The organism is Clostridium sp. YIM B02506 (assembly GCF_022324845.1).
Lineage (GTDB): Bacteria > Bacillota > Clostridia > Clostridiales > Clostridiaceae > Clostridium_T > Clostridium_T intestinale.
Genome location: NZ_JAKGTG010000011.1, coordinates 91,452 through 111,771, shown reverse-complemented (window position 1 = coordinate 111,771; position 20,320 = coordinate 91,452). Strand labels below are relative to the sequence as shown.

Below are 20,320 nucleotides of genomic sequence, written 5' to 3'. Positions count from 1 at the left end.
AGTATACCTCTTTTTAGCAAAAATAAATTCAAAAAAATTATTGACTTTTTATAACTGGTCTAAAGAATAAAAAAAACCGCCAGATATATCTGACGGCAAAGGCCTACGTAGCCTCCAAAAGGTATTATTATTATATTCACATTTTTTAGTTTTTATTCTTTAACATCTCAGCTATTGCTGCTATACTTCCTAAAGATGAAAGTGTTTCATTTGGAAGTATAAGTTTGTTTGCTGGATTTTTAGACATTTCTTTTAATGCCTCAACTTGTTTTAGAGCTATAACTGTTTCATTAGTACCTGATTCTATTATAGATGCATTTATTTTTCTAATAGCTTCAGCTTCAGCTACTGCAACAGCCTCAATAGCTTTAGCTTTACCTTCAGCCTCAAGAAGTTGTGACTCTTTTAATCCTTCAGCTCTTCTTATATTAGCTTCTTTTTCAGCTTCAGCTTGTAGAATCTTTGATTGCTTATCACCTTCTGCTCTAGCTATTGCTGATTGTCTAGCACCTTCTGCTTCAAGTATAACAGCTCTCTTATCTCTTTCAGCTCTCATTTGCTTTTCCATTGCTTGTTGAATTTCTGCTGGAGGAATTATATTTTTAATTTCTACCGAAAGAATTTTAATCCCATAAGCATCAGTTATATCATCAACAACTTTTAATAGTTCTTGATTAATTATATCTCTTCCTGATAAAACTTCATCTAAAGTCATGTTACCTACAATATTTCTCATATTAGTTATGGTTGAATAAATTATACCTGATTTAAAATCTTCTATGTTATAAACAGCATCTTTTGCATTTAAAACTTTAAAGAAAATAACGTTATCTATAGATATTTTAACATTATCCTTTGTAATAACTGCTTGAGGTTGAATATCTAAAATTTGTTGTTTTGTAGAAACTTTTCTTCTAACAAAATCTACAAAAGGTATAGTAAAGTGCCAACCTGGCTCTAAAACTCTATAAAATTGTCCAAACCTCTCTAATACATATAAATTACCTGTGTTTACTACCTTTACAGAACTAAGTATTATTGATAGTACTATTACAGCAATAACAATAACAATAATTAAACCAATTAAACCTTCCATTTAAAGTTCTCCTTTCAATTTTTCAATGATAATTTGGTTTCCTTTTAATTCGATAATTTCAAAACTATCTCCTTTATTTATTATTTCTCCTCTATTTATAACTCTCCATAAAACTCCATCAAGTGTTATGCTTGATTTTTCAATAATATCTTTTTCTGATTTATGGATAGTTCCAATAAATTCTTCTTCTCTAGTTTTAATTTGTTTTATATTTACTTTGAATTTTTTTCTAGCCCAAGGATATCCAATAGCTATAGCTATCAAACTTGAAATTAGAAAAATTACTATTTGTAGCTCTAGCGGTGCTCCTAATATCAATGAAGCCAATGCTACAAGTGCTCCAATTCCAAACCAAACAAATAGAAAAGATGAAGTAAATACATCTACTAAAAGAAATGTAAGAGCTATAATGATCCAAATGATTATAATCGCCGTATTCAATTAATTACCTCCTTTTTTCTTTATATCTATACTATACACTAGTTACAGATTATTTACAACTTATTTTTAAACTCTTTATAGGTTTTTTTATACTATATTAAGCAATTTAGCATAGTCTTTCTATGTTTTTTGTTGATTTTCTTATATTTTCTAATTATTATAAATTTATATAATAAATTTAATGGAACTTTGTCCTTTGGATAAAAAGATAGAATTTCAGCATATTAAATTTAAATAATAATTTTTGGAGATGATGTTATGGATTTTGTAAAAGTCGGAGCTGCTTGCCCTAAGTTAAGGGTAGCTGACGTAAATTATAATGTTGAAAATATTATAATTCAAATAAATGAAGCCTATAAAAATAATACTAAATTATTAGTTTTTCCAGAACTATCTATTACCTCTTATACTTGTGGAGATTTATTTACTCAGAAAATATTAATAGAAAAAGCTTATGAAGGTTTGCATACCATATGTGCAGATTCTAAAGATAAAGATATCTTGATTATTGTAGGAGCACCTCTTTTATATAATTATAACCTATATAACTGTGCTTTTGCAATTTTTGAAGGAAAGATACTTGGCATAGTTCCCAAATCCTTTATTCCTAACTATACTGAATTTTATGAAAAAAGATGGTTTACTGAAGGCTTAAATCTTTTAGATAAAAAGGTTGATTTGTTTTTCCAACAAGATATCCCTTTTGGAACCAACCTAATATTTGGTTATAAAGACCTTAAGGTTGGAATCGAAATTTGTGAAGACCTATGGGTAGCTATACCTCCATCTTCTCAGCTTTCACTTATGGGCGCAAATATAATTTGTAATCTTTCTGCCTCAAATGAACTAGTATCTAAAAGTACTTATAGAAAACTACTTGTAGAAAATCAAAGTGCTCGCTGTATGGGAGCTTATATTTATGCTTCAGCAGGAGTTCATGAATCTACTACAGATTTACTCTTCTCCGGTCACTTATTAATTAGTGAAAATGGAGGAACCGTAAATGAAAACGAAAGGTTCCAAAGAGAAAATGAAGTATTATATGGATTTATAGATATATTTAAACTTAATTCGGAAAGAAGTAAAAATATAAGTTTTAGGGATTCATCAAAAATATTAACTAATGAGCCAAAATTAATACCTATTTCTTTTAAAGATACTTCAATAAAAAACTTTGATAGATTTATATCTAAACATCCTTTTGTTCCTTCTGCAGAAAAAGAAAGAGAAATTCGCTGTAGAGAAATATTTAATATTCAATCTTCAGCTTTAGCAAAAAGATTAGAACATACAAAGTCTAAAAAAGCTGTAATAGGTATATCTGGAGGACTAGACTCCACTCTAGCCTTACTTGTAATAGTAAAAACCTTTGATTTATTAGGTTTAGATAGAAAAAATATCTTAACTATTACTATGCCTGGTTTTGGAACAACTGATAGAACTTATAATAATGCCTTAACTTTGTGCAAAGAACTTGGTTGCGATTTAAGAGAAATAAATATTGTTGAAGCTTGCTTAAAACATTTTGAAGATATTGGCCATGATAAAAACATACATGATGTAACTTATGAAAATGTTCAAGCAAGAGAAAGAACTCAGATATTAATGGACTTAGCTAACAAAGAAGGCGGGATACTAGTTGGAACAGGAGATCTTTCAGAGCTTGCTCTTGGATGGTGTACTTATAACGGAGACCATATGAGCATGTATTCCGTTAATACCTCAATACCAAAAACCTTGGTTAGATATTTAGTAAAATACGTAGCTGATTTTGAGTCATCAAAAGAAGTTAATGAGACTTTACTTGATATATTAGATACTCCAGTTTCTCCTGAACTTCTTCCTAAAGATGAAAATGGTGAAATTGCTCAAAAAACAGAAGATATAGTTGGTCCTTATGAACTTCATGATTTCTTCTTATATCATTTTATAAGACATGGTTCCTCTCCTGAAAGGATTATGTTCTTAGCTAAAAATGCATTTAAAAATGATTACTCTGAAGAAGTAATAAAAAAATGGTTAGATAAATTTTTATGGAGATTTTTCTCTCAACAATTTAAAAGAAGTGCACTTCCTGATGGTCCAAAGGTTGGTACAATATCATTATCACCTAGAGGAGATTGGAGAATGCCATCAGATGCTTCTCCAAACAGTTGGTTTTAATAAAGTTAATATAAGCATAAAGAGACGGGCTAATAAGTTTAGCCGTCTCTTTCAATTTATAAAAATTCTTTATCTATAAATATCTACTATCAAACCTTGAATTTCATCTATAGTAGAAGCAATATTTAAATTTTCTCTCTCTTCACTTAAAAGCATATTAGTTAGCTCTTCAAGTTTTCCATCTATGGTATCTACAGTTAAGAAATATTGTGTCTGCCAGAAACTAACATCTTTTTTTAAGTCATACATGTATTTTAAAATAGATTCAAGATAATCTTTAATCATTCTTTTATAAGCAGCTACGTCAGCATAGGTCTTTGTTAAAACTAATCTATTTCCTCTTTTTTTGATATCGTCTATCATCCTTTTAAGTTCTTCACCTGATCTTCTATCTCTTGCTTGATTAAAGCTTTGAGAAAAATCTTTTCTAGAACTCGAAATTTTTCTCTCAGTATCTATTCTAGTATTTTTTCCGACTCTTTTAATCTCCACCTACTACTCACCTCTAAAACAATTATAATCTAAAGTTAAATTAATTTAAATATATATATTTAGAATAGCTAAAAGCATTTTTTTCATAATATTCAACAATATAACAACGTATTTTTTTAGTCTATTATATATATTCTATAAATATATACTATTTTATAAATTAAAGAAAGGTGGTAATTTATATATGTGGTTTTCAAAAACCTCTGAGACAGTTTTAAAAGAATTAAATTCGAATATTTCCACTGGTTTAAGCGATGAAGAAGCGAAAAAAAGATTATCAGAGTATGGACCAAACAGACTTTCAACTAAAAAGAAAAAAACTTTGCTTCAGCTTTTTATTTCTCAACTTGCAGATGTTATGATATATATTTTGTTTGGTGCTGCAATAATTTCAGCCATGGTTGGAGAAATAAGTGATTCTATCATAATTCTTATAGTTATTTTTATTAATGCAATTATAGGAGTTGTTCAAGAGTCTAAGGCAGAAAAGGCTTTAGAAGCATTAAAAGAACTGTCAACACCTAAAGCTATTGTTAAAAGAGGTGGTGAACTAAAAGAAGTCCCATCTGAAGAAGTAGTGATTGGAGATATAGTTGTAATAGATGCTGGTAGATTCATTCCTGCGGATTTAAGACTTATTGAAAGTGCTAATTTAAAGATTGATGAAGCTGCTTTTACCGGTGAATCTGTTCCCGCAGATAAAGATGCCATGATAACTATCGAAAAAGATAATGTTACTATTGGGGATCAGCACAACATGGCTTTTATGTCCACTCTTGCAACCTATGGTAGAGGAATTGGTGTTGTTGTTGGAACTTCTATGGACACTCAAATAGGTAAAATTGCTAAAATGATAGATGAGGCTGAGGAAGACACTACACCTCTTCAAAAAAGACTTGCTCAATTAGGTAAAACTTTAGGTTTTGCTGCAATTTTTATATGTGGTTTAATTTTTGTTATAGCTTTATTCCAAGGCAGAGATATGCTTGAAATGTTTTTAACTGCAATAAGCCTTGCTGTTGCCGCTATACCAGAAGGTCTTCCAGCTATTGTTGCTATAGTATTAGCAATGGGCGTACAGAGAATGATTAAAGAAAATGCTATTATTAGAAAGTTACCTGCTGTTGAAACTCTAGGTTCAGTAAATATAATATGTTCAGATAAAACTGGTACCTTAACTCAAAACAAAATGACAGTAACTAAGTTTTATGCAGATAACTCTTTATTAAATATTGATAATATAGAATTAGAAAAACCTTCAAATAAGCTTTTAGTCCATGGAATGATTTTATGTAATGATGCTACATATACAGAAAAATCTAAAACAGGTGATCCTACAGAAATAGCTTTATTAGAAGCTGGTGTTAAATATAACTTATTTAAAGAAAGCTTAAATGACCAATTTCAAAGGATTGATGAAATTCCTTTTGATTCTGACAGAAAGCTTATGACAACAGTTAATAAACATGAAGGTGGCTTAAAGGTATTTACTAAAGGTGCTATAGATAGCATATTAAAAATATCGAATAAGGCTTTACTTGGAGAAGATATAGTTGACTTAAATGATGAAGTTAGAAAATCCATTTTAAAGGCAGCAGATGAAATGTCAGATGAAGCTTTAAGAGTACTCGCTTGTGCTTATAAGGAAATTGATTCTTCTAATGTATCTATAGACTCTTTAGAAACAAATCTTATATATGTTGGTATGATGGGAATGATCGACCCTCCTAGACTTGAAGTTAGAGATTCTATTAAACTATGTAAAAGTGCAGGCATCACTCCTATTATGATTACAGGTGATTATAGAAACACAGCCTTTGCAATAGCCAAAGAACTTGGAATAGCTGAAAGTATAGATGAGACTATTTCAGGAGATGAAATTGATAAGTTTACTGAAGAAACCTTCAATGAAAATATAAAAGATTATAAAGTATTTGCGAGAGTTTCGCCAGAACATAAAGTTAAGATAGTTAAAGCATTTAAATCTCATGGAAATATAGTTTCTATGACTGGTGATGGTGTTAATGATGCTCCATCACTGAAAACAGCTGATATAGGTGTTGCTATGGGAATTACAGGTACAGATGTAGCTAAAGGAGCCGCAGACATGATTCTTACAGATGACAACTTTACGACAATTGTTTCAGCTGTAGAAGAAGGTAGAAATATATATAACAATATAAGAAAATCTATTATTTTTCTTTTAAGCTGTAATTTTGGTGAAATTGTAACTTTATTTGTTGCTATACTCCTTAACTGGGATACACCACTTCTGCCTATACACATATTATGGGTTAATCTTATAACTGATAGTTTTCCTGCCCTTTCTTTAGGTGTTGACCCTGGAGATAAAGGTGTTATGAATGATCCACCTAGAGATCCTAAAGAAAGCTTATTTTCAGGCAGGTTTGGAGTTCTTTTAGCTATTAATGGTGCAATTATGGGTGCACTTACTCTTGTTGCATTTAGAGTTGGAGAACATTTATATCCCGATTCATTAATGCATGCTCAAACCATGGCATTTGTTGTTCTTGCTGTTTCACAATTATTTTATTCTCTAAGTGTTAGAAATCCTAAAAAAACTTTATTTGAGATAGGTCCACTTACAAATAAATATCTTTTAGGAGCTATATGTGTAGGTATATTACTTCAATTATCAATAATCTCTATACCTCCTATTGCTCAAATCTTTAAGGTATATACACTAACAGCTAGAGATTGGGGATTTGTTATATTATTATCCTTAATTCCTTTTATATTAAATGAATTAATAAAAATTCTTTTTAGAAAAAGATAAAAATAAGCTGTGCACCTTGTTAATTATTGTGCACAGCTTATTTTTTCTATTATTTTTGAGTAAATACTATGTTTCCATTTATATCTGTTCTTAATATTTTAGTTTCTAAGGTTTTTAATCTATCAATTACAGCTTTATCAGGACTTTCTTTTCCATCACAATTTATAACTGTATATTTAGGATTTACCTTCTTTAAAAACTCTTCTGAAGAAGAAGTATCAAGTCCATGATGCCCAAGTTTAAGAACATCTATATTTTCTATTTCCTTCATGTCTAATAACTCTTTTTCTTCATCAAACTCACAATCAGCCATAAATAAATAACTATTTTTATTTATATCTCCTCTTATAACTAAAGAATCATTGTTTTCTAAAGACTCATGAGGTTTTGATGGTAATAATACCTTTAAGCTCAAACCATCTTTTTCATAGGTCCATCCTTTTTCTATAATTCCAAAAGAAGTATTAGTATTTATTAAAGATTTAATTGCCTTAACTCTCTCCTCTTCAACTACATAAAACTTAGGAACATATACAATATCGGTTTTAATGTTTTTAGTTATATCATAAAGCCCCCCATAATGATCTCCATGGTAATGAGTTAATATAATAAAATCAAGCTTTTCAACTCCTTGATCTTTTAAATATTTAATCACCTTACTACTTTCAGTTTTATCTCCACTATCTATAAGATAATTCTCATCTCCATTTTTTATTAAGGCACAGTCACTTTGCCCTACATCTATAAAATGTACTTCTGGTTTGTTTTCAGTTGCACTTACTTTGATATTTATAAAAGAAAATCTACATGTTAAAAATACTAATAACCATATTATGAAAAATAAAGATATATGCTTTTTCTTCATTTAAAAGCCTCCCTTCTTCAATTAGTATTTGTATTTTTATCTTATAAATGCAAAAAAGCTCAGTTAAACTGAGCTTTAATTTTACTTTAAGTACGTACCATCTTCTTTTTGTTCTATTACGCCTTCCTTCATAAGACCACCTAAAGACATTTTAAAATAATTTTTACTAGCATTAAATATTCTTCTTATGTCCTCAGGAGATGATTTATCATTAAACGGCATAAATCCATTATTATCATTTAAGTACTTTAATATCTTTTCTGTAAGAACTTCTCTTTCATCTAGTTTTCTCTTCCTAGGAGTAAGTCCTAAAGTTCCATCTTCATATATTCTTCTAATCCTAACACTTACTTCTGAACCTATGGCTATATACTCATAATACTCATTTTTAAGAATTAAACCTTTGTATTTGCTTTCAACTGCAACCTTAAGTGTTCCATTTTCATTAATTTCATATACTATGCCTTTAACTTCTTGATCTAACACATATCCTTCTGCTATATCTAAATAGTCTTCTATATCTGTAGTAGCTGCTAATCTTCCTGTTTTATCAATATACATATATAATAAATATTTATCATTAACATTTAATTTGTATAGTTGTTCTTTTAAAGGGATTAACACATCTTTGCCTATTCCTATATCTGCAAAAGAACCTATATTAGATTCATCTACAACCTTAAGATATGCTAAATTAAAAACAGTAGCTAAAGGCTTTTTTAATGTTCCTATTATTCTATCTTCTGAATCTCTATATATAAAAACTTCTATCTTTTGTTCAACTTCTAGTGTTCTGCCTGTTAAACTTCCCTTTGGAATTAATATTTCTTGTTCACCATCTGTAACAAAAACTCCAAAATCTCTTACTTTAACAACTTCAAGTTCATTATATTCACCTAGTTTAATCATTTTTCCTCCAAATGTTCATTTACTTATATTTTTTTGATAGCTTAATGTACTCTATGCTATGCTCTTTAAGTCCATTTCTTTCTTCTTGATTTAGTATTCTTACAACCTTAGCTGGAATGCCAACACATAAAACGCCTTCTGGTATGTTAGCATTTTCTTTCACTAAAGCGCCTGCTCCTATAATAGTATTTTTACCAATTTTAGCTCCACTTAAAACAGTTGCTCCCATTCCAATTAGAACCTCATCTTCTATATCGCATCCATGTAATATAGCTCCATGGCCCACTGTAACAAAGTTACCTATAGTCACCTTATGTTCATCCACATGAATAATTGAATTATCCTGAACATTACTACCTTCACCAATTTTTATACTATTTTCATCTCCTCTTATAACAGCACCAAACCATATAGAAGAGTCTTTACCTATCTCAACATCTCCTACTATTGTGGAATTCTCAGCAATAAAGGTCCCCTCATGAATCATTGGCTTTTTATCTAAAAACTCTTTAATCATAATTTCCTCCTTTTAGCATAAAATTACTATCCATCATATTATTATATAATATATAAATACTTTTTGAAAGAAGGACTCCAATGGGTAGTAAAGAAAATATTTTTAGCTATAACGCTAATGCTTTGATAGATTCTAAATTAAAATTTTACTACGGTATTCCCCATTGCCATACTGAAATTTCAACAGGGAGGGGAAGTCCTCTTGAAGCACTTGAGTATGCAGCAAAAAAATCTATAGACTTTATTATATTAACAGACCATAACTCCTCTCTTAAGGAACCTCTAAAAAAAGAAGGTTCAAAAAAAACTAAGTGGCACTATTTAAAAGAATCCTTAACTAAATATAATAAAAAAAATAAGTATCCATTAGCAATATTGGGGTTTGAAAGCAGGAGTAATCCTTGGGGTGACCTTAACATTGTTAATGTATCTAATTATTTTACAGGAGTTATTAATGACATGCGAAGTGTTTTTTTATGGATGCTAAATCAACCTGATGGGTTAATATTTATAAACCATCCTCATAGTCCCATAAGCAAACTTAACTATCATCCTATATTAAATCACTTCATTACCTCTATAGAAGTGGCTAATGGCTCTCCTCCTCATAAATATATACGCCACTTTAAATACTATTATAAGCTCTTAGATGACGGCTGGAGACTAGGTGCTATAAATGGTCAAGATAATCATCGAATGAATTTTGGTGACTCAGAAAACCTTACATGTGTTGTATGTAATGATTTCAGTAGAAAAACAATTATGGATGCCTTTAGAAATAGACGAACCTATTCTACTGAATCTAAAACTCTAAAAACTTATTTTTCTATAAATAACCACTTTATGGGAGAAATTATATTACTAGACAAGATAAAAGAATTAGAATTTTTTATTTACGCTTATGATCCTAAATATACCGTAAATAAAATTGAAATACTTTCAAATGGTGGAAGTGTAGTAAAAACCCTTGATAAAATTAATTTGAATAAAGTCAAATACCTAATAAAAATCCCCTTTGATGAGGCACTAAAATGGTACGTAATTAAAATTTATCAAGATGGTGGAAAAATAGCTATGACCTCTCCTATATTTATAGAAGACAAAAAATAAAAGCTCAATTGAGCTTTTATTTCTTATCTTCTTTATCTTTATAAAATTGTTTAGCTCTATTTGGTTTTGCCTTAGATCTTATCTCTATTTGTTTTCCTTTAGGTTTACCGCTTGGGCCTATTCCTTGATGAACATCTAAAAACCACATAAAGAATATTAATACAAATACAGTTAAAGCTAATCCAGCGTATCCATTAATTCTTTGAACAAAAAATTGAATTATAAATAATACAATTGCAATTGCTAAAGGAATCCACTTATTTATTTTCACCTTACTAAAAACAAATTTTCTTAATAAAGTAAATACTCCAAATATAACAACACCTAATACTAGAAATTGTAGTATAAAAATCAAAATGCCAGCCATTTCCTCACTCCTCCCTAAAATTTTATCTACATAATTATATTAGTTTATATTTAAATCATTTTCAATACTTGTATTTAATATTGTTATATTAATACAAGTATTTATTCAAATATAGGCAATTAATTAATAATATAATAAAAATTTTTTAAATTTTTTTTTATTTTTATATTATTTTGTGGAAATTTTAATTAGAATTTGATAAAATTAAAAAGTAAAATATCAAACTTAAGAGGTGATAACATGTCTATGAATCAATTATCAAACTTAGATGATTTAGACTTACAAATATTAGACATATTAATTAAAGATTGTAGAACTCCTTATTTAGAGATAGCAAGAATTTGTCATGTTTCTGGTGGAACTATCCACGTTAGAATGAAAAAAATGGAAGACTTAGGTATAATCAGAGGAACAAGAATAGTTTTAAATTTACCTAAACTAAGCTATGATGTTTGTTGTTTTGTTGGTATATATGTAGATAAAACTTCATCTTTCAATTATGTTTTTGATGAGTTATCAAAAATAAAGGAAATTGTGGAGCTACATTTAACTACAGGAGATTATTCTATACTTGCAAAAGTAATCTGCAAAAACATATCAGATCTACAAGATTTACTTATGAATAAAATTAACACAGTAACTGGTATTCAAAGAACTGATACTATAATATCACTTTCTCAACCAGTTGACAGAAATATTCAATTGTAATTTTAAGTCACCCTAATGGGTGACTTATTTTTATTTCATAAATACATATATATTTTTTTTGTGGTTAAAATAATAGTTGTAAATAATTAAAAAGGAGTGTGTATTTATGAAGACATTAGATACTCTAGCACTTATCTTAGTTATTATAGGTGCTGTAAACTGGGGACTAATAGGTTTCTTCAATTTTGACCTAGTAGCATCACTATTTGGCAATATGTCTGCAGTTTCAAGAGTGATATATGCTATAGTTGGAATTTGTGGATTATATGCTATATCATTTTTCGCTAAAGACAGAACTAATTCAATCGATTAATTTATAAATAACTCTCTTTCTTCGGAAAGAGAGTTATTTATGTTAAAAAAACATTAATTTTGATGAAATTTATATATCTACTTTTAAATTGTTCATATCTATGTAATTATTGTATAATATACTATAGTTAATGTTCGAAAGGAGTGATTTATATCTTATCAGCTATATCTAATACTAATATCTATGAATTATTTCTTTATTTCTTTATTTACTCCTTATTAGGTTGGTTAACAGAGGTATGTTATGCATATAAAGTTAGAGGATTTTTTGTTAATAGAGGGTTTTTATATGGTCCCTTTTGTCCAATATATGGTACAGGAATTGTATTAGCTATAATATCTTTAGAGCGTTTTAATGATAACATTATTCTATTATATATTTTTGCAACTATTTTAGTTTCTTTAGTAGAATATATTACAGGCTTTATACTTGAAACATTCTTTAATTCAAGATGGTGGGACTATAGCGACAATGCTTTTAATATTAAAGGAAGAATATGTTTAAGTTTTTCTCTACTATGGGGAGTGGCAGTTGTATTTATAATAAAAGTAATTCACCCATTAATAGCATCTTTAGTTAACTTAGTTCCGGCTGTTGTATTAAACCCTATAGCCTATTTAATTCTTATATATTTTTTAACTGATGTATTTTTCACCTTATCATCTTTAATTAGGCTAAATAGCCTATTTAATAGTTTAAATAATATATCAGCTGAAATTAAAGATAGATATGAATATTTGTTTAGTACAACTAAAGAAATAGCCATGGATGCGGCTCAAAATATCGAACAAAATCTTAAGGATCTAAAAAGTAAATATGAAAATTCACTTAACAATATTAACCTAAATCATAGAAGATTAATAAATGCCTTTCCAAATATAAAATCTAAAAAATTCGATTCTATATTAACTGAAATAAAGAATAAAATAAATTCATTAAAAAATTAAAGCTATCACATTTCGTGATAGCTTTTAGCTTTACTCTCTAGTAACTTTAATTAAGAATTTCCATAAAATCTTCTATAATTCAGAGGTGTTTAACTCATTTGAAATTATTTCAAACAGTTCTAAAGCAGCTTTTCTTGGGCCTTCTTTCTCTAATCCTTGTATTGCTAAACATGTTTTCATTTGTCCAACCTTAGCTTCTGCTTTATATAAATTATTAAAATATTTATCTAATAAAATATCACACTCTTTTTGCTTTTGAGCTGGTCCAAATGGATTTGCAAAATACGATTCTACTAATCCTTTTTCTGTAGTGGTTCCTTTAGCCATTCTAGCTCCAGCTTTAAATACCTTTATTGCCTCTTTAGGTGAGCTGAAGTATTGAATAGAATTTTCACCCTCTTCTACATTATCATAGTTATTTGCATACAAAAATAAGTCTACCTTATAGCCCTTCATTATCTCTTTATAAGAGGCTACAGGCATAACTAATCTAGCATTAATTTTATCTGGGTTCATAAATATACTTCTATCCATTTCCTTAAAGGCATACCCCTGATCTAAATCATCTAATCTTACAAAAGCACCTATTTCAGTTCCATACCCATAAATCTTACCATCTTTTTCTTTAATAGTACCCATATCATCAAATACTATAGTCATATCGGAAATATGTTCTTCGCTTAAGGTTCTAAATGCCTCTAAGCTTTCTGATTTTCCTGCACCTGAATCCCCCATAATTATAACGTTTGCTTCTTTTCCATTCTTTAATACTATATTAACCATAGCTCCATGTATAGGTAAAAAACTTCTCTTTATCATTATAAGATTATGAAGTGTAAGGCTCATCTTTTTCATATAACCAAAATAGTCTATATCTTCTGAATGGCTTACATATCCAAGCATGATATCATTCTTTTCATCATCATAAAATACTGTTTTAATTTCTTCACCAGATTCTCTAGCACCAAAAACATATATTATGTCTGGTTTTTTACCTCTATAATCTTCTTCTCTAGCAAGTTCAAACAAATTGCATAAGGTTATACCATGTTCCATAAAATCTCTATGAAAATATAAAAATGCCATTAACTCGCCAATTTTAGCAGGATAACAAAACCAATGATCTTTATTTATTGTTCCATTTTCTAATGGATTATATTTTACTTCACTAAACATACCATCTCTTGTATTCTTTTTAGGATATGTTATAAATGGTGTAGATAATAAAATTGTATCTATAAATGGTATCTTTTCTAATGCCTTATACTCTTCTGGCACTTCCCAATTAATGCTAGTAAGCATTAAACTTGCATTAGCACCTGCACTTAGTTGTCTAAATACATTAGGATTAAATCCTATTATGTTTTTTTCTATTTTTCTATAAAGTCTCAATATCAATTTTGTAAATTGAGAATTAATTTCCGTAAAACTAACGGCTGCTAAACCAGTCTTAACTCTATTTGCATAAATTATAGTGTATCTTTCTAACCTTCGCCAAAAAAGATATAGGTTTTCAATAAAATTAACAAATTCATCCTTATTTATTAAAAGTTCCTCATAGTTATCTTTTATCTTTACGATTTCTTCTAAACTCATTACTGTTAGAACTTTAAATATATTAGTTACTTCCATTCTTATAAAATCTAAATCCTCTGATTTAAAACCTTCTACTAAAAACCTATAACTATGAGAATATTTTTTCTTAGACTTTAATAAAAATGTTTCTAATACTCTTTTAAAACCGTCACTTTCTAAAAGAGTTTCATAGTTGTCGCAATACTTAGCTGTGAAATTAATAGTTGCTTTGTCATTACTTAAGGAAAACTCTTTGCGCATAACAATCCCCCATTCTGAATTATTCTCAACATAAATATTTCATTTTTTATTTCAATATTGGATTACCATAAAATTATAACACAAAATTTGCAATTTTTGTTAAATGTTTTTTCAATTTTCTTACAAGTAACAAAATTCTAACAAAAAAGAGTAGACTAATCTACTCTTTTTGCAATTTCTCTAAATTTTTCATTATAACATCTTGAACCTTAGTATGCAGCTCTCTTTCTTCTTCCCTACTTATATTATCAGTATATATAGGCTTATCAAAAATAATTGTTACTTCTGCACTTTGAATTTTTTTATTTAATTCATAGGCTTTATAGGTTCCATTTATAGTAACTGGAACTATGGGTGCTTTAGCTTTAGTTGCAAGCTTTAAACTTCCCTTCTTTAAAGGTTTCATGATTCCATCTTTTGCTCTAGTCCCTTCAGGAAATATTCCCATAGAGTCTCCCTTTAATAAGTTTTCAGACCCTATTTGTATTACCTTAATAGCTTCTCTAACATTTTCCCTATCAATAGGTACACAATGAGCAACCTTTAACCAATAACCAATTACAGGTACTTTAAGTAGTTCCTTTTTAGCTATAAATCCCATAACTCTATGAGCTCCGTAAAAAAGCACTGGAATATCTAAAATACTCTGATGGTTTGATATAAAAACGCAGGCTTCCTTAGGTATGTTTTCTCTTCCAACTACATTTACTTTAAGTCCTATTATTTTAATAGTAAAATTAGCCCAGTTAAAAACAACTCTATCTCTATATGCTTCTGCTTTTTCCTTAGTTGAAAATTTCTTTAAAATTTTATATATACTTCCCTTAATTCTTAGGCCAATCATATAAATCCCATAAGAAATTAACATAAAAATTAACTTCATTTATAACACCACCTCAAAATCATCTTCTTAATTATACTTACCCCTTATAGAAAGTTCAAGTATTAATAACTTTTCTTAATTAGCATAAAGTGGTACACTGTAGGGAGTAATTTATTAAAAGGAGTAACTTATGAAAAAAATATCTATTAATATATTAATGGCTTTTTTAATACTACTATCTTCCTTTCTATTTTCTTGTGACTTAGCCTCTATTGATAAATCTGATTCAGAAACATCAAATATGGTTAAGGTGCATTTTATAGATGTAGATCAAGGAGATGCAATACTTATACAATATAAAGATAAAAACATGCTTATTGACTCATCTACACAAAAAGCTGAAGACAAATTTTTAGATTACTTAAAAAAATTAAATATAAAAAAATTTGATGCTGTAATAGCAACTCATCCAGATGAAGACCATATTGGAAATATGGATGAAGTTATAAAAAAATACTCAATCACTAATTTTTATGCTCCAAAATCTACCTCTACAACTAAAGCTTTTGAAAGCATGATTAGAGAACTAAAAAATAAAGACTTAAAAATCAAACCTTTAAAAGCTGGATCAACTATAGATTTTGATTCTGATGTCCAGTTAGAGGTTTTTGCACCAAATAGTGATAGCTATGAAGATGCTAATAACTATTCACCTATAATTAAATTAACCTATGGTAATAATTCTATGTTGTTTACTGGAGATGCAGAAAAACTGTCTGAAAAAGAAACATTAAAAAAAGGATACAATTTAGAATCCGATGTTCTAAAGGTTGGTCATCATGGAAGCTCCACATCTACTTCTAAGGATTTCCTAAAGGCAGTTAATCCAAGTATAGCAATTATATCTTGTGGTAAAAACAACAAGTATGGTCATCCACATAAAGAAACTATAAAAGCTTTAGAAGATAATAAGGTTAAATATTATAGAACTGACTTAGATGGTACAATAGTTCTTGTTTCAGATGGAACTAACATAAAAAAACAGTAAATAATAAAAGAGAGTTGCACTAAATTGTACAGCTCTCTTTTATTTCCTCCTGAAATTCTTCCTCTATTTTCTCAATCTCTTCTACATCTTCTACATCTTCTATATCTTCTATATCTTCTACTTCTTCGATTTCCTCTTCTTCTTTTTCTACTATCATATATTGTTTCCAATCTTTATATATATGAAATAGATTAACTACATCCGCCTCATTATAAACTAATATCTTTTCTATCTTTTCCTTAGGCATTCTAAATATGTAGTCTTTATCCTTTAGGACTTTGTGAAAAGTTTTAGCTAGATTTGCTCCAGAGATAAGGTCTCCATTTTCTCTTTCAATATTGAATAATTTCTCTAAATTTTTTAATCCAATACTTTCTTTTTTCACTTTTTCATATTCTTTTTGTAGATCAACAGATTTAAAGTGTTCTTCAAAAGAAAAATCCACTTTGTATTTATTGAATAAGTAATTAATTACTGTAAAGTCATTATTACCTGAAAAAGTAACTATAGAGCTCTTGCCTTCATTTTCACAAATATCCTCTAGGTATCTTTTAGCCAAAATTAAAATATCCTTGACTTCTTCTCTATTTTCAATCATATATTGAGTGACTTTTATTTCTGAATTTACAGGAGAGAAATAACAAGCGCCAAATACGCCAACACATTTAGGTTTCTTATAAACATAATGCTCTAAATCAAAAAACACAGCATCTTCAAAGGATAAGTCGTCTTGAGCCTCCAACATATTTTCTTTAGTAGGCTCATCAATCCTTATAGTATTTTCCCTTATTATCACTAGCGCTCACTCTTTCTTTTACACATATTGAATGTTGTCTATATCTAAATTATACGTAACGTCTTTCCTTTCAACAACAACCTTTATCTTTTCTCTAATGCTATCCTCCTCTCTAACTTTATCTAATAGCTCTTTAGTTGGATTAATGCAATAAGGATGTTTAACTGCCTTAAACATTGTAAAATCACCTGATGTATCTCCATAAGCATAACTTTGATCAAGATCTATATCATATTTTTCTACAATTTCATCTACAGCCTTCTGCTTACTTACAGAATCCCACATAGGAACTACTTCACCTGTATATTTTTCCTTTTCATCTAAGAGATATATAGAGCCTTTAAAGTCATCAAAACCATATTTCATAGCCATTTCTCTTACAAGCTCAACAGGTGAACCTGATACGGTAACTAAAACATGCCCTTGTTCCTTATGCCATTTAATTCTCTCTCTAGAAAAAGTATAAACCCTATCTCCTTTTTGCTCAATAACTCTTTTAGCAATAAATTCAATATTGTGTCTATTTATACCTTTTATTGCTTCCATATATATATCTATCATCTTTAGAAGATAAGAGTCATAATCTCCTTCTCTTCTATCCCAGCTAAGGAATTTAGGCCTAACTTCTTTATACCATCTCTCTGATTCTATTATTTCATATTTTATCATTTTTTTAAATACTTCTGTTATTAAACCTTCTCTATATAATGTTCCATCTATATCAAAAAATGCTGCTATTTTTTTCATAGCCTACCTCCTTAGTTTTTTAATCTTTATTTTATCACTATTTAAAGCACCATTTCAATATAAAAATCTATATAATCCTACTTAAAGCTTGTTATTTTCTTGACTATATATATTTATAGTGGTATCATACTCACGATATTGATTTTCAGTGTGGGGTGTTAATAGTGTGCATTTGCGATTTAAAACCTGGTGATACAGGTATAATTACAAAAATTAATTGTGATGATAAGCTTACTAAGAGACTTCTAGCTCTTGGTTGTATAGAAGGAACTAAAATTACATTAAAAAACATAGCACCTTTAGGAGACCCTCTTATTGTGAATTTGAGAGGTACTGATTTTGCCCTTAGAAAAAAAGATGCTAAAAATATTTTTGTAAGATAAGAGGAGGGAATTTAATGACAACTGTTGCTTTGCTAGGAAATCCTAATGTAGGTAAAACCACTCTTTTTAACGAACTTACTGGTTCCAATCAATATGTAGGTAACTGGGCTGGGGTTACTGTTGAAAAGAAAGAAGGCTACTTAAAGGATGTTAAAATAGTTGATCTACCTGGTATTTATGCCATGGACACATTTTCAAATGAAGAAAAGGTCTCTAAAAAATTCTTAGAAGATGGACATGTTGATGTTATTTTAAATATAGTTGACGCATCAAATTTAGTTAGAAATCTATACCTGACTACTCAGCTTAAAGCTTTTAATATTCCTATAGTTCTATTATTAAATATGATGGATATAGTTGAAAAAAAATCAATAAAAATTGATATTCCTTTAATAGAAAAAGAGTTAGGTGTAAAAATAATACCTTTAAGTGCTAGTAAAGGAATTGGAATAGATGAAATTAAAACTTTAATTGCAAATCATGATTTTCCTAAATCATATTCCAAAAAAACTTTTAGCTTTTATAATGAAAAAGAAGCTTATGCTTTTTTGGATAAACTTGTGGACAAGTCATTTATAAAAAGTGAAACTTCAAAAAACTCAAGTAATGATTTTATAGATAAAATATTATTAAATCCTATTTTAGCTTATCCTATTTTTATACTTATTATGATGTTTATATTTAAGTTTACATTTTCTTGGGTTGGAATTCCTTTGTCAGATTGGCTTGATGAACAAGTACTTAATGGGTTTATACTTCCCTCTGTAGAGACACTTCTATCTACATCAGCAGATTGGTTTAGAAGTCTTATAATAGATGGAATAATTGCTGGGGTAGGTGGAATAGTTGTATTATTACCTGTAATTTTAGCTTTGTTTTTCTGTATCTCTATATTAGAAGACTCTGGTTACATGGCAAGAGTTGCTTTTATAATGGATAAGTTAATGAGAAAGATGGGTTTATCAGGTAAAGCATTCATTCCTATGATGGTTGGCTTTGGATGTACTGTTCCAGCTATTATGTCTGCTCGAACTTTAGAAAGTGAAAAGGATAGAAAACTAACAGCTTTATTAGTTCCTTTTATGAGTTGTAATGCTAGGCTACCGGTATATTTAGTATTTGCAAGCATATTTTTTAAAGGTAGAGAAGCTTTAATTGTAGGATCATTATATTTTCTTGGTATATTAGTTGCATTTTTATTGGGTATATTCTTCAAAAACTCTATATTCAAAAAAGATGAGGAACCATTTATAATTGAACTTCCTGAATATAAATTGCCTGAACCTAAAAATGTATTCAAACATACTTGGGATAAAGGAAAAGGGTTCTTAAAAAAAGCTGGTACAATTATATTTGCTATGAGTGTCATCATATGGTTTTTATCTAATTTTAATTTTTCTGGACTAGTAACAGATATAAATTCAAGTTTCCTAGCTTATATAGGTAATTTTATTGCACCTATATTTTCTCCTTTAGGATTTGGAAACTGGCAAGCTGCCGTATCTCTACTAACTGGTATACTTGCAAAAGAAACTGTTATTTCAACAATGGGCATAATATATGGAGGTAATCTAGATTTAATTTTGCCTAATTACTTTAATTTTTTATCTGCTTTATCATTTATGGTATTTGTACTACTTTATGTTCCTTGTGTTTCTACAATAGGGGCACTAAAAAAGGAGTACGGTACTAAATTCACACTATTATCAGTGATAAATCAGCTATTTATTGCATGGATAGTTTCATATTTTATTTATAGCTGTGGAATATTAATAAGGTGGTTTTTATTATGATAGAAATACTTATAACTATTGTCCTAGTTATTCTTTCTGGATATATAATTTATAGAAATATCAAAAAATCCTCAAAAGGTGAATGTAATTGTAGTGATTGTGATACTCACTGCCCAAAATATGATGATAAAATAAAGATAAAAAAATAAAACTCTTTTTTAGGAGTTTTA

At 28.7% G+C, this 20,320-nt stretch carries 21 protein-coding genes; 10 read left to right on the top strand and 11 right to left on the bottom strand.

Translation table 11 applies throughout. From position 1 onward, the window contains the following. Nucleotides 1-145: 145 nt before the first annotated feature. Complete coding sequence (locus L1S49_RS10725; protein WP_238904289.1) at nt 146-1,096, bottom strand: SPFH domain-containing protein; 951 nt, start codon at nt 1,094-1,096, stop codon at nt 146-148. Continuing rightward, entirely contained in the window at nt 1,097-1,537 is a 441-nt protein-coding gene (locus L1S49_RS10720) for an NfeD family protein (protein ID WP_083553347.1), read from the bottom strand. A 258-nt stretch (nt 1,538-1,795) separates the two neighbouring features. Between L1S49_RS10720 and L1S49_RS10715 the strand changes: the two genes are divergently transcribed. After that, complete coding sequence (locus L1S49_RS10715) at nt 1,796-3,700, top strand: NAD(+) synthase (RefSeq protein WP_238904287.1); 1,905 nt, start codon at nt 1,796-1,798, stop codon at nt 3,698-3,700. A 69-nt stretch (nt 3,701-3,769) separates the two neighbouring features. Here the strand turns inward: L1S49_RS10715 and L1S49_RS10710 are convergent, their stop codons facing one another. Then, complete coding sequence (locus L1S49_RS10710) at nt 3,770-4,192, bottom strand: YaaR family protein (protein WP_021802332.1); 423 nt, start codon at nt 4,190-4,192, stop codon at nt 3,770-3,772. 184 nt (nt 4,193-4,376) lie between these two features. On the opposite strand from L1S49_RS10710, the gene L1S49_RS10705 reads away from it, so the two are divergent. Further along, entirely contained in the window at nt 4,377-6,989 is a 2,613-nt protein-coding gene (locus L1S49_RS10705; protein WP_238904285.1) for a cation-translocating P-type ATPase, read from the top strand. A 49-nt stretch (nt 6,990-7,038) separates the two neighbouring features. On the opposite strand, the gene L1S49_RS10700 is transcribed toward L1S49_RS10705, so the two are convergent. From L1S49_RS10700 to L1S49_RS10690, 3 genes are all read right to left on the bottom strand, one after another. Next, the gene (locus L1S49_RS10700) at nt 7,039-7,854 is read right to left on the bottom strand and encodes an MBL fold metallo-hydrolase (protein ID WP_238904283.1); all 816 of its coding nucleotides are present in this window, start codon (nt 7,852-7,854) and stop codon (nt 7,039-7,041) included. A gap of 81 nt (nt 7,855-7,935) precedes the next feature. Further along, the gene (locus tag L1S49_RS10695) at nt 7,936-8,763 is read right to left on the bottom strand and encodes a S1-like domain-containing RNA-binding protein (protein WP_073015652.1); all 828 of its coding nucleotides are present in this window, start codon (nt 8,761-8,763) and stop codon (nt 7,936-7,938) included. 19 nt (nt 8,764-8,782) lie between these two features. Further along, nucleotides 8,783-9,280 carry a gamma carbonic anhydrase family protein gene (locus L1S49_RS10690; protein WP_021802336.1) on the bottom strand — a complete coding sequence of 166 codons (498 nt, stop codon included), beginning with the start codon at nt 9,278-9,280 and terminating at the stop codon, nt 8,783-8,785. 80 nt (nt 9,281-9,360) lie between these two features. On the opposite strand from L1S49_RS10690, the gene L1S49_RS10685 reads away from it, so the two are divergent. Then, nucleotides 9,361-10,389 (top strand): CehA/McbA family metallohydrolase, encoded by a 1,029-nt coding sequence (locus L1S49_RS10685; RefSeq protein ID WP_238904280.1) that lies wholly within the window; start codon nt 9,361-9,363, stop codon nt 10,387-10,389. Nucleotides 10,390-10,405: 16 nt separating this feature from the next. On the opposite strand, the gene L1S49_RS10680 is transcribed toward L1S49_RS10685, so the two are convergent. Next, nucleotides 10,406-10,756: a hypothetical protein gene (locus L1S49_RS10680; RefSeq protein ID WP_073015647.1), complete on the bottom strand. Its 351-nt coding sequence runs from the start codon at nt 10,754-10,756 to the stop codon at nt 10,406-10,408. 240 nt (nt 10,757-10,996) lie between these two features. On the opposite strand from L1S49_RS10680, the gene L1S49_RS10675 reads away from it, so the two are divergent. The 3 genes from L1S49_RS10675 to L1S49_RS10665 all read left to right on the top strand — a co-directional run bounded on the left by L1S49_RS10675 (nt 10,997) and on the right by L1S49_RS10665 (nt 12,724). Continuing rightward, complete coding sequence (locus tag L1S49_RS10675) at nt 10,997-11,464, top strand: Lrp/AsnC ligand binding domain-containing protein (RefSeq protein ID WP_021802339.1); 468 nt, start codon at nt 10,997-10,999, stop codon at nt 11,462-11,464. Nucleotides 11,465-11,570: 106 nt separating this feature from the next. Beyond that, nucleotides 11,571-11,777, top strand: coding sequence for a DUF378 domain-containing protein (locus L1S49_RS10670; RefSeq protein WP_021802340.1), 207 nt, complete (start codon nt 11,571-11,573; stop codon nt 11,775-11,777). Nucleotides 11,778-11,920: 143 nt separating this feature from the next. Continuing rightward, complete coding sequence (locus tag L1S49_RS10665) at nt 11,921-12,724, top strand: putative ABC transporter permease (protein ID WP_238904278.1); 804 nt, start codon at nt 11,921-11,923, stop codon at nt 12,722-12,724. A gap of 72 nt (nt 12,725-12,796) precedes the next feature. On the opposite strand, the gene L1S49_RS10660 is transcribed toward L1S49_RS10665, so the two are convergent. Beyond that, nucleotides 12,797-14,560 (bottom strand): phosphoenolpyruvate carboxykinase, encoded by a 1,764-nt coding sequence (locus tag L1S49_RS10660; RefSeq protein ID WP_238904276.1) that lies wholly within the window; start codon nt 14,558-14,560, stop codon nt 12,797-12,799. 160 nt (nt 14,561-14,720) lie between these two features. Continuing rightward, nucleotides 14,721-15,443 carry a lysophospholipid acyltransferase family protein gene (locus L1S49_RS10655; RefSeq protein ID WP_073015643.1) on the bottom strand — a complete coding sequence of 241 codons (723 nt, stop codon included), beginning with the start codon at nt 15,441-15,443 and terminating at the stop codon, nt 14,721-14,723. 130 nt (nt 15,444-15,573) lie between these two features. Here L1S49_RS10655 and L1S49_RS10650 point away from each other — a divergent pair, with 130 nt between their 5' ends. Then, the gene (locus L1S49_RS10650; protein ID WP_238904274.1) at nt 15,574-16,431 is read left to right on the top strand and encodes a ComEC/Rec2 family competence protein; all 858 of its coding nucleotides are present in this window, start codon (nt 15,574-15,576) and stop codon (nt 16,429-16,431) included. Between the two features lie 19 nt (nt 16,432-16,450). On the opposite strand, the gene L1S49_RS10645 is transcribed toward L1S49_RS10650, so the two are convergent. Both L1S49_RS10645 and L1S49_RS10640 read right to left on the bottom strand, forming a co-directional pair. Then, on the bottom strand, nt 16,451-17,227 hold the full coding sequence (locus L1S49_RS10645) for a ribonuclease H-like domain-containing protein (protein WP_238904272.1): 777 nt from the start codon (nt 17,225-17,227) through the stop codon (nt 16,451-16,453). A gap of 18 nt (nt 17,228-17,245) precedes the next feature. Further along, on the bottom strand, nt 17,246-17,974 hold the full coding sequence (locus tag L1S49_RS10640) for an HAD-IB family hydrolase (protein ID WP_073015636.1): 729 nt from the start codon (nt 17,972-17,974) through the stop codon (nt 17,246-17,248). Between the two features lie 164 nt (nt 17,975-18,138). On the opposite strand from L1S49_RS10640, the gene L1S49_RS10635 reads away from it, so the two are divergent. Genes L1S49_RS10635 through L1S49_RS10625 form a run of 3 tightly spaced genes read left to right on the top strand, consistent with a single transcriptional unit; the run spans nt 18,139 to nt 20,299 of the window. Further along, nucleotides 18,139-18,357: a FeoA family protein gene (locus L1S49_RS10635; protein ID WP_073015634.1), complete on the top strand. Its 219-nt coding sequence runs from the start codon at nt 18,139-18,141 to the stop codon at nt 18,355-18,357. Between the two features lie 14 nt (nt 18,358-18,371). Further along, a complete protein-coding gene (gene feoB, locus L1S49_RS10630) occupies nt 18,372-20,150 on the top strand; it encodes a ferrous iron transport protein B (RefSeq protein ID WP_238904269.1) in 1,779 nt (592 codons plus the stop codon). After that, entirely contained in the window at nt 20,147-20,299 is a 153-nt protein-coding gene (locus L1S49_RS10625; protein ID WP_238904267.1) for a FeoB-associated Cys-rich membrane protein, read from the top strand. Before feoB ends, L1S49_RS10625 begins: the two co-directional genes overlap by 4 nt. Nucleotides 20,300-20,320: the final 21 nt, after the last annotated feature.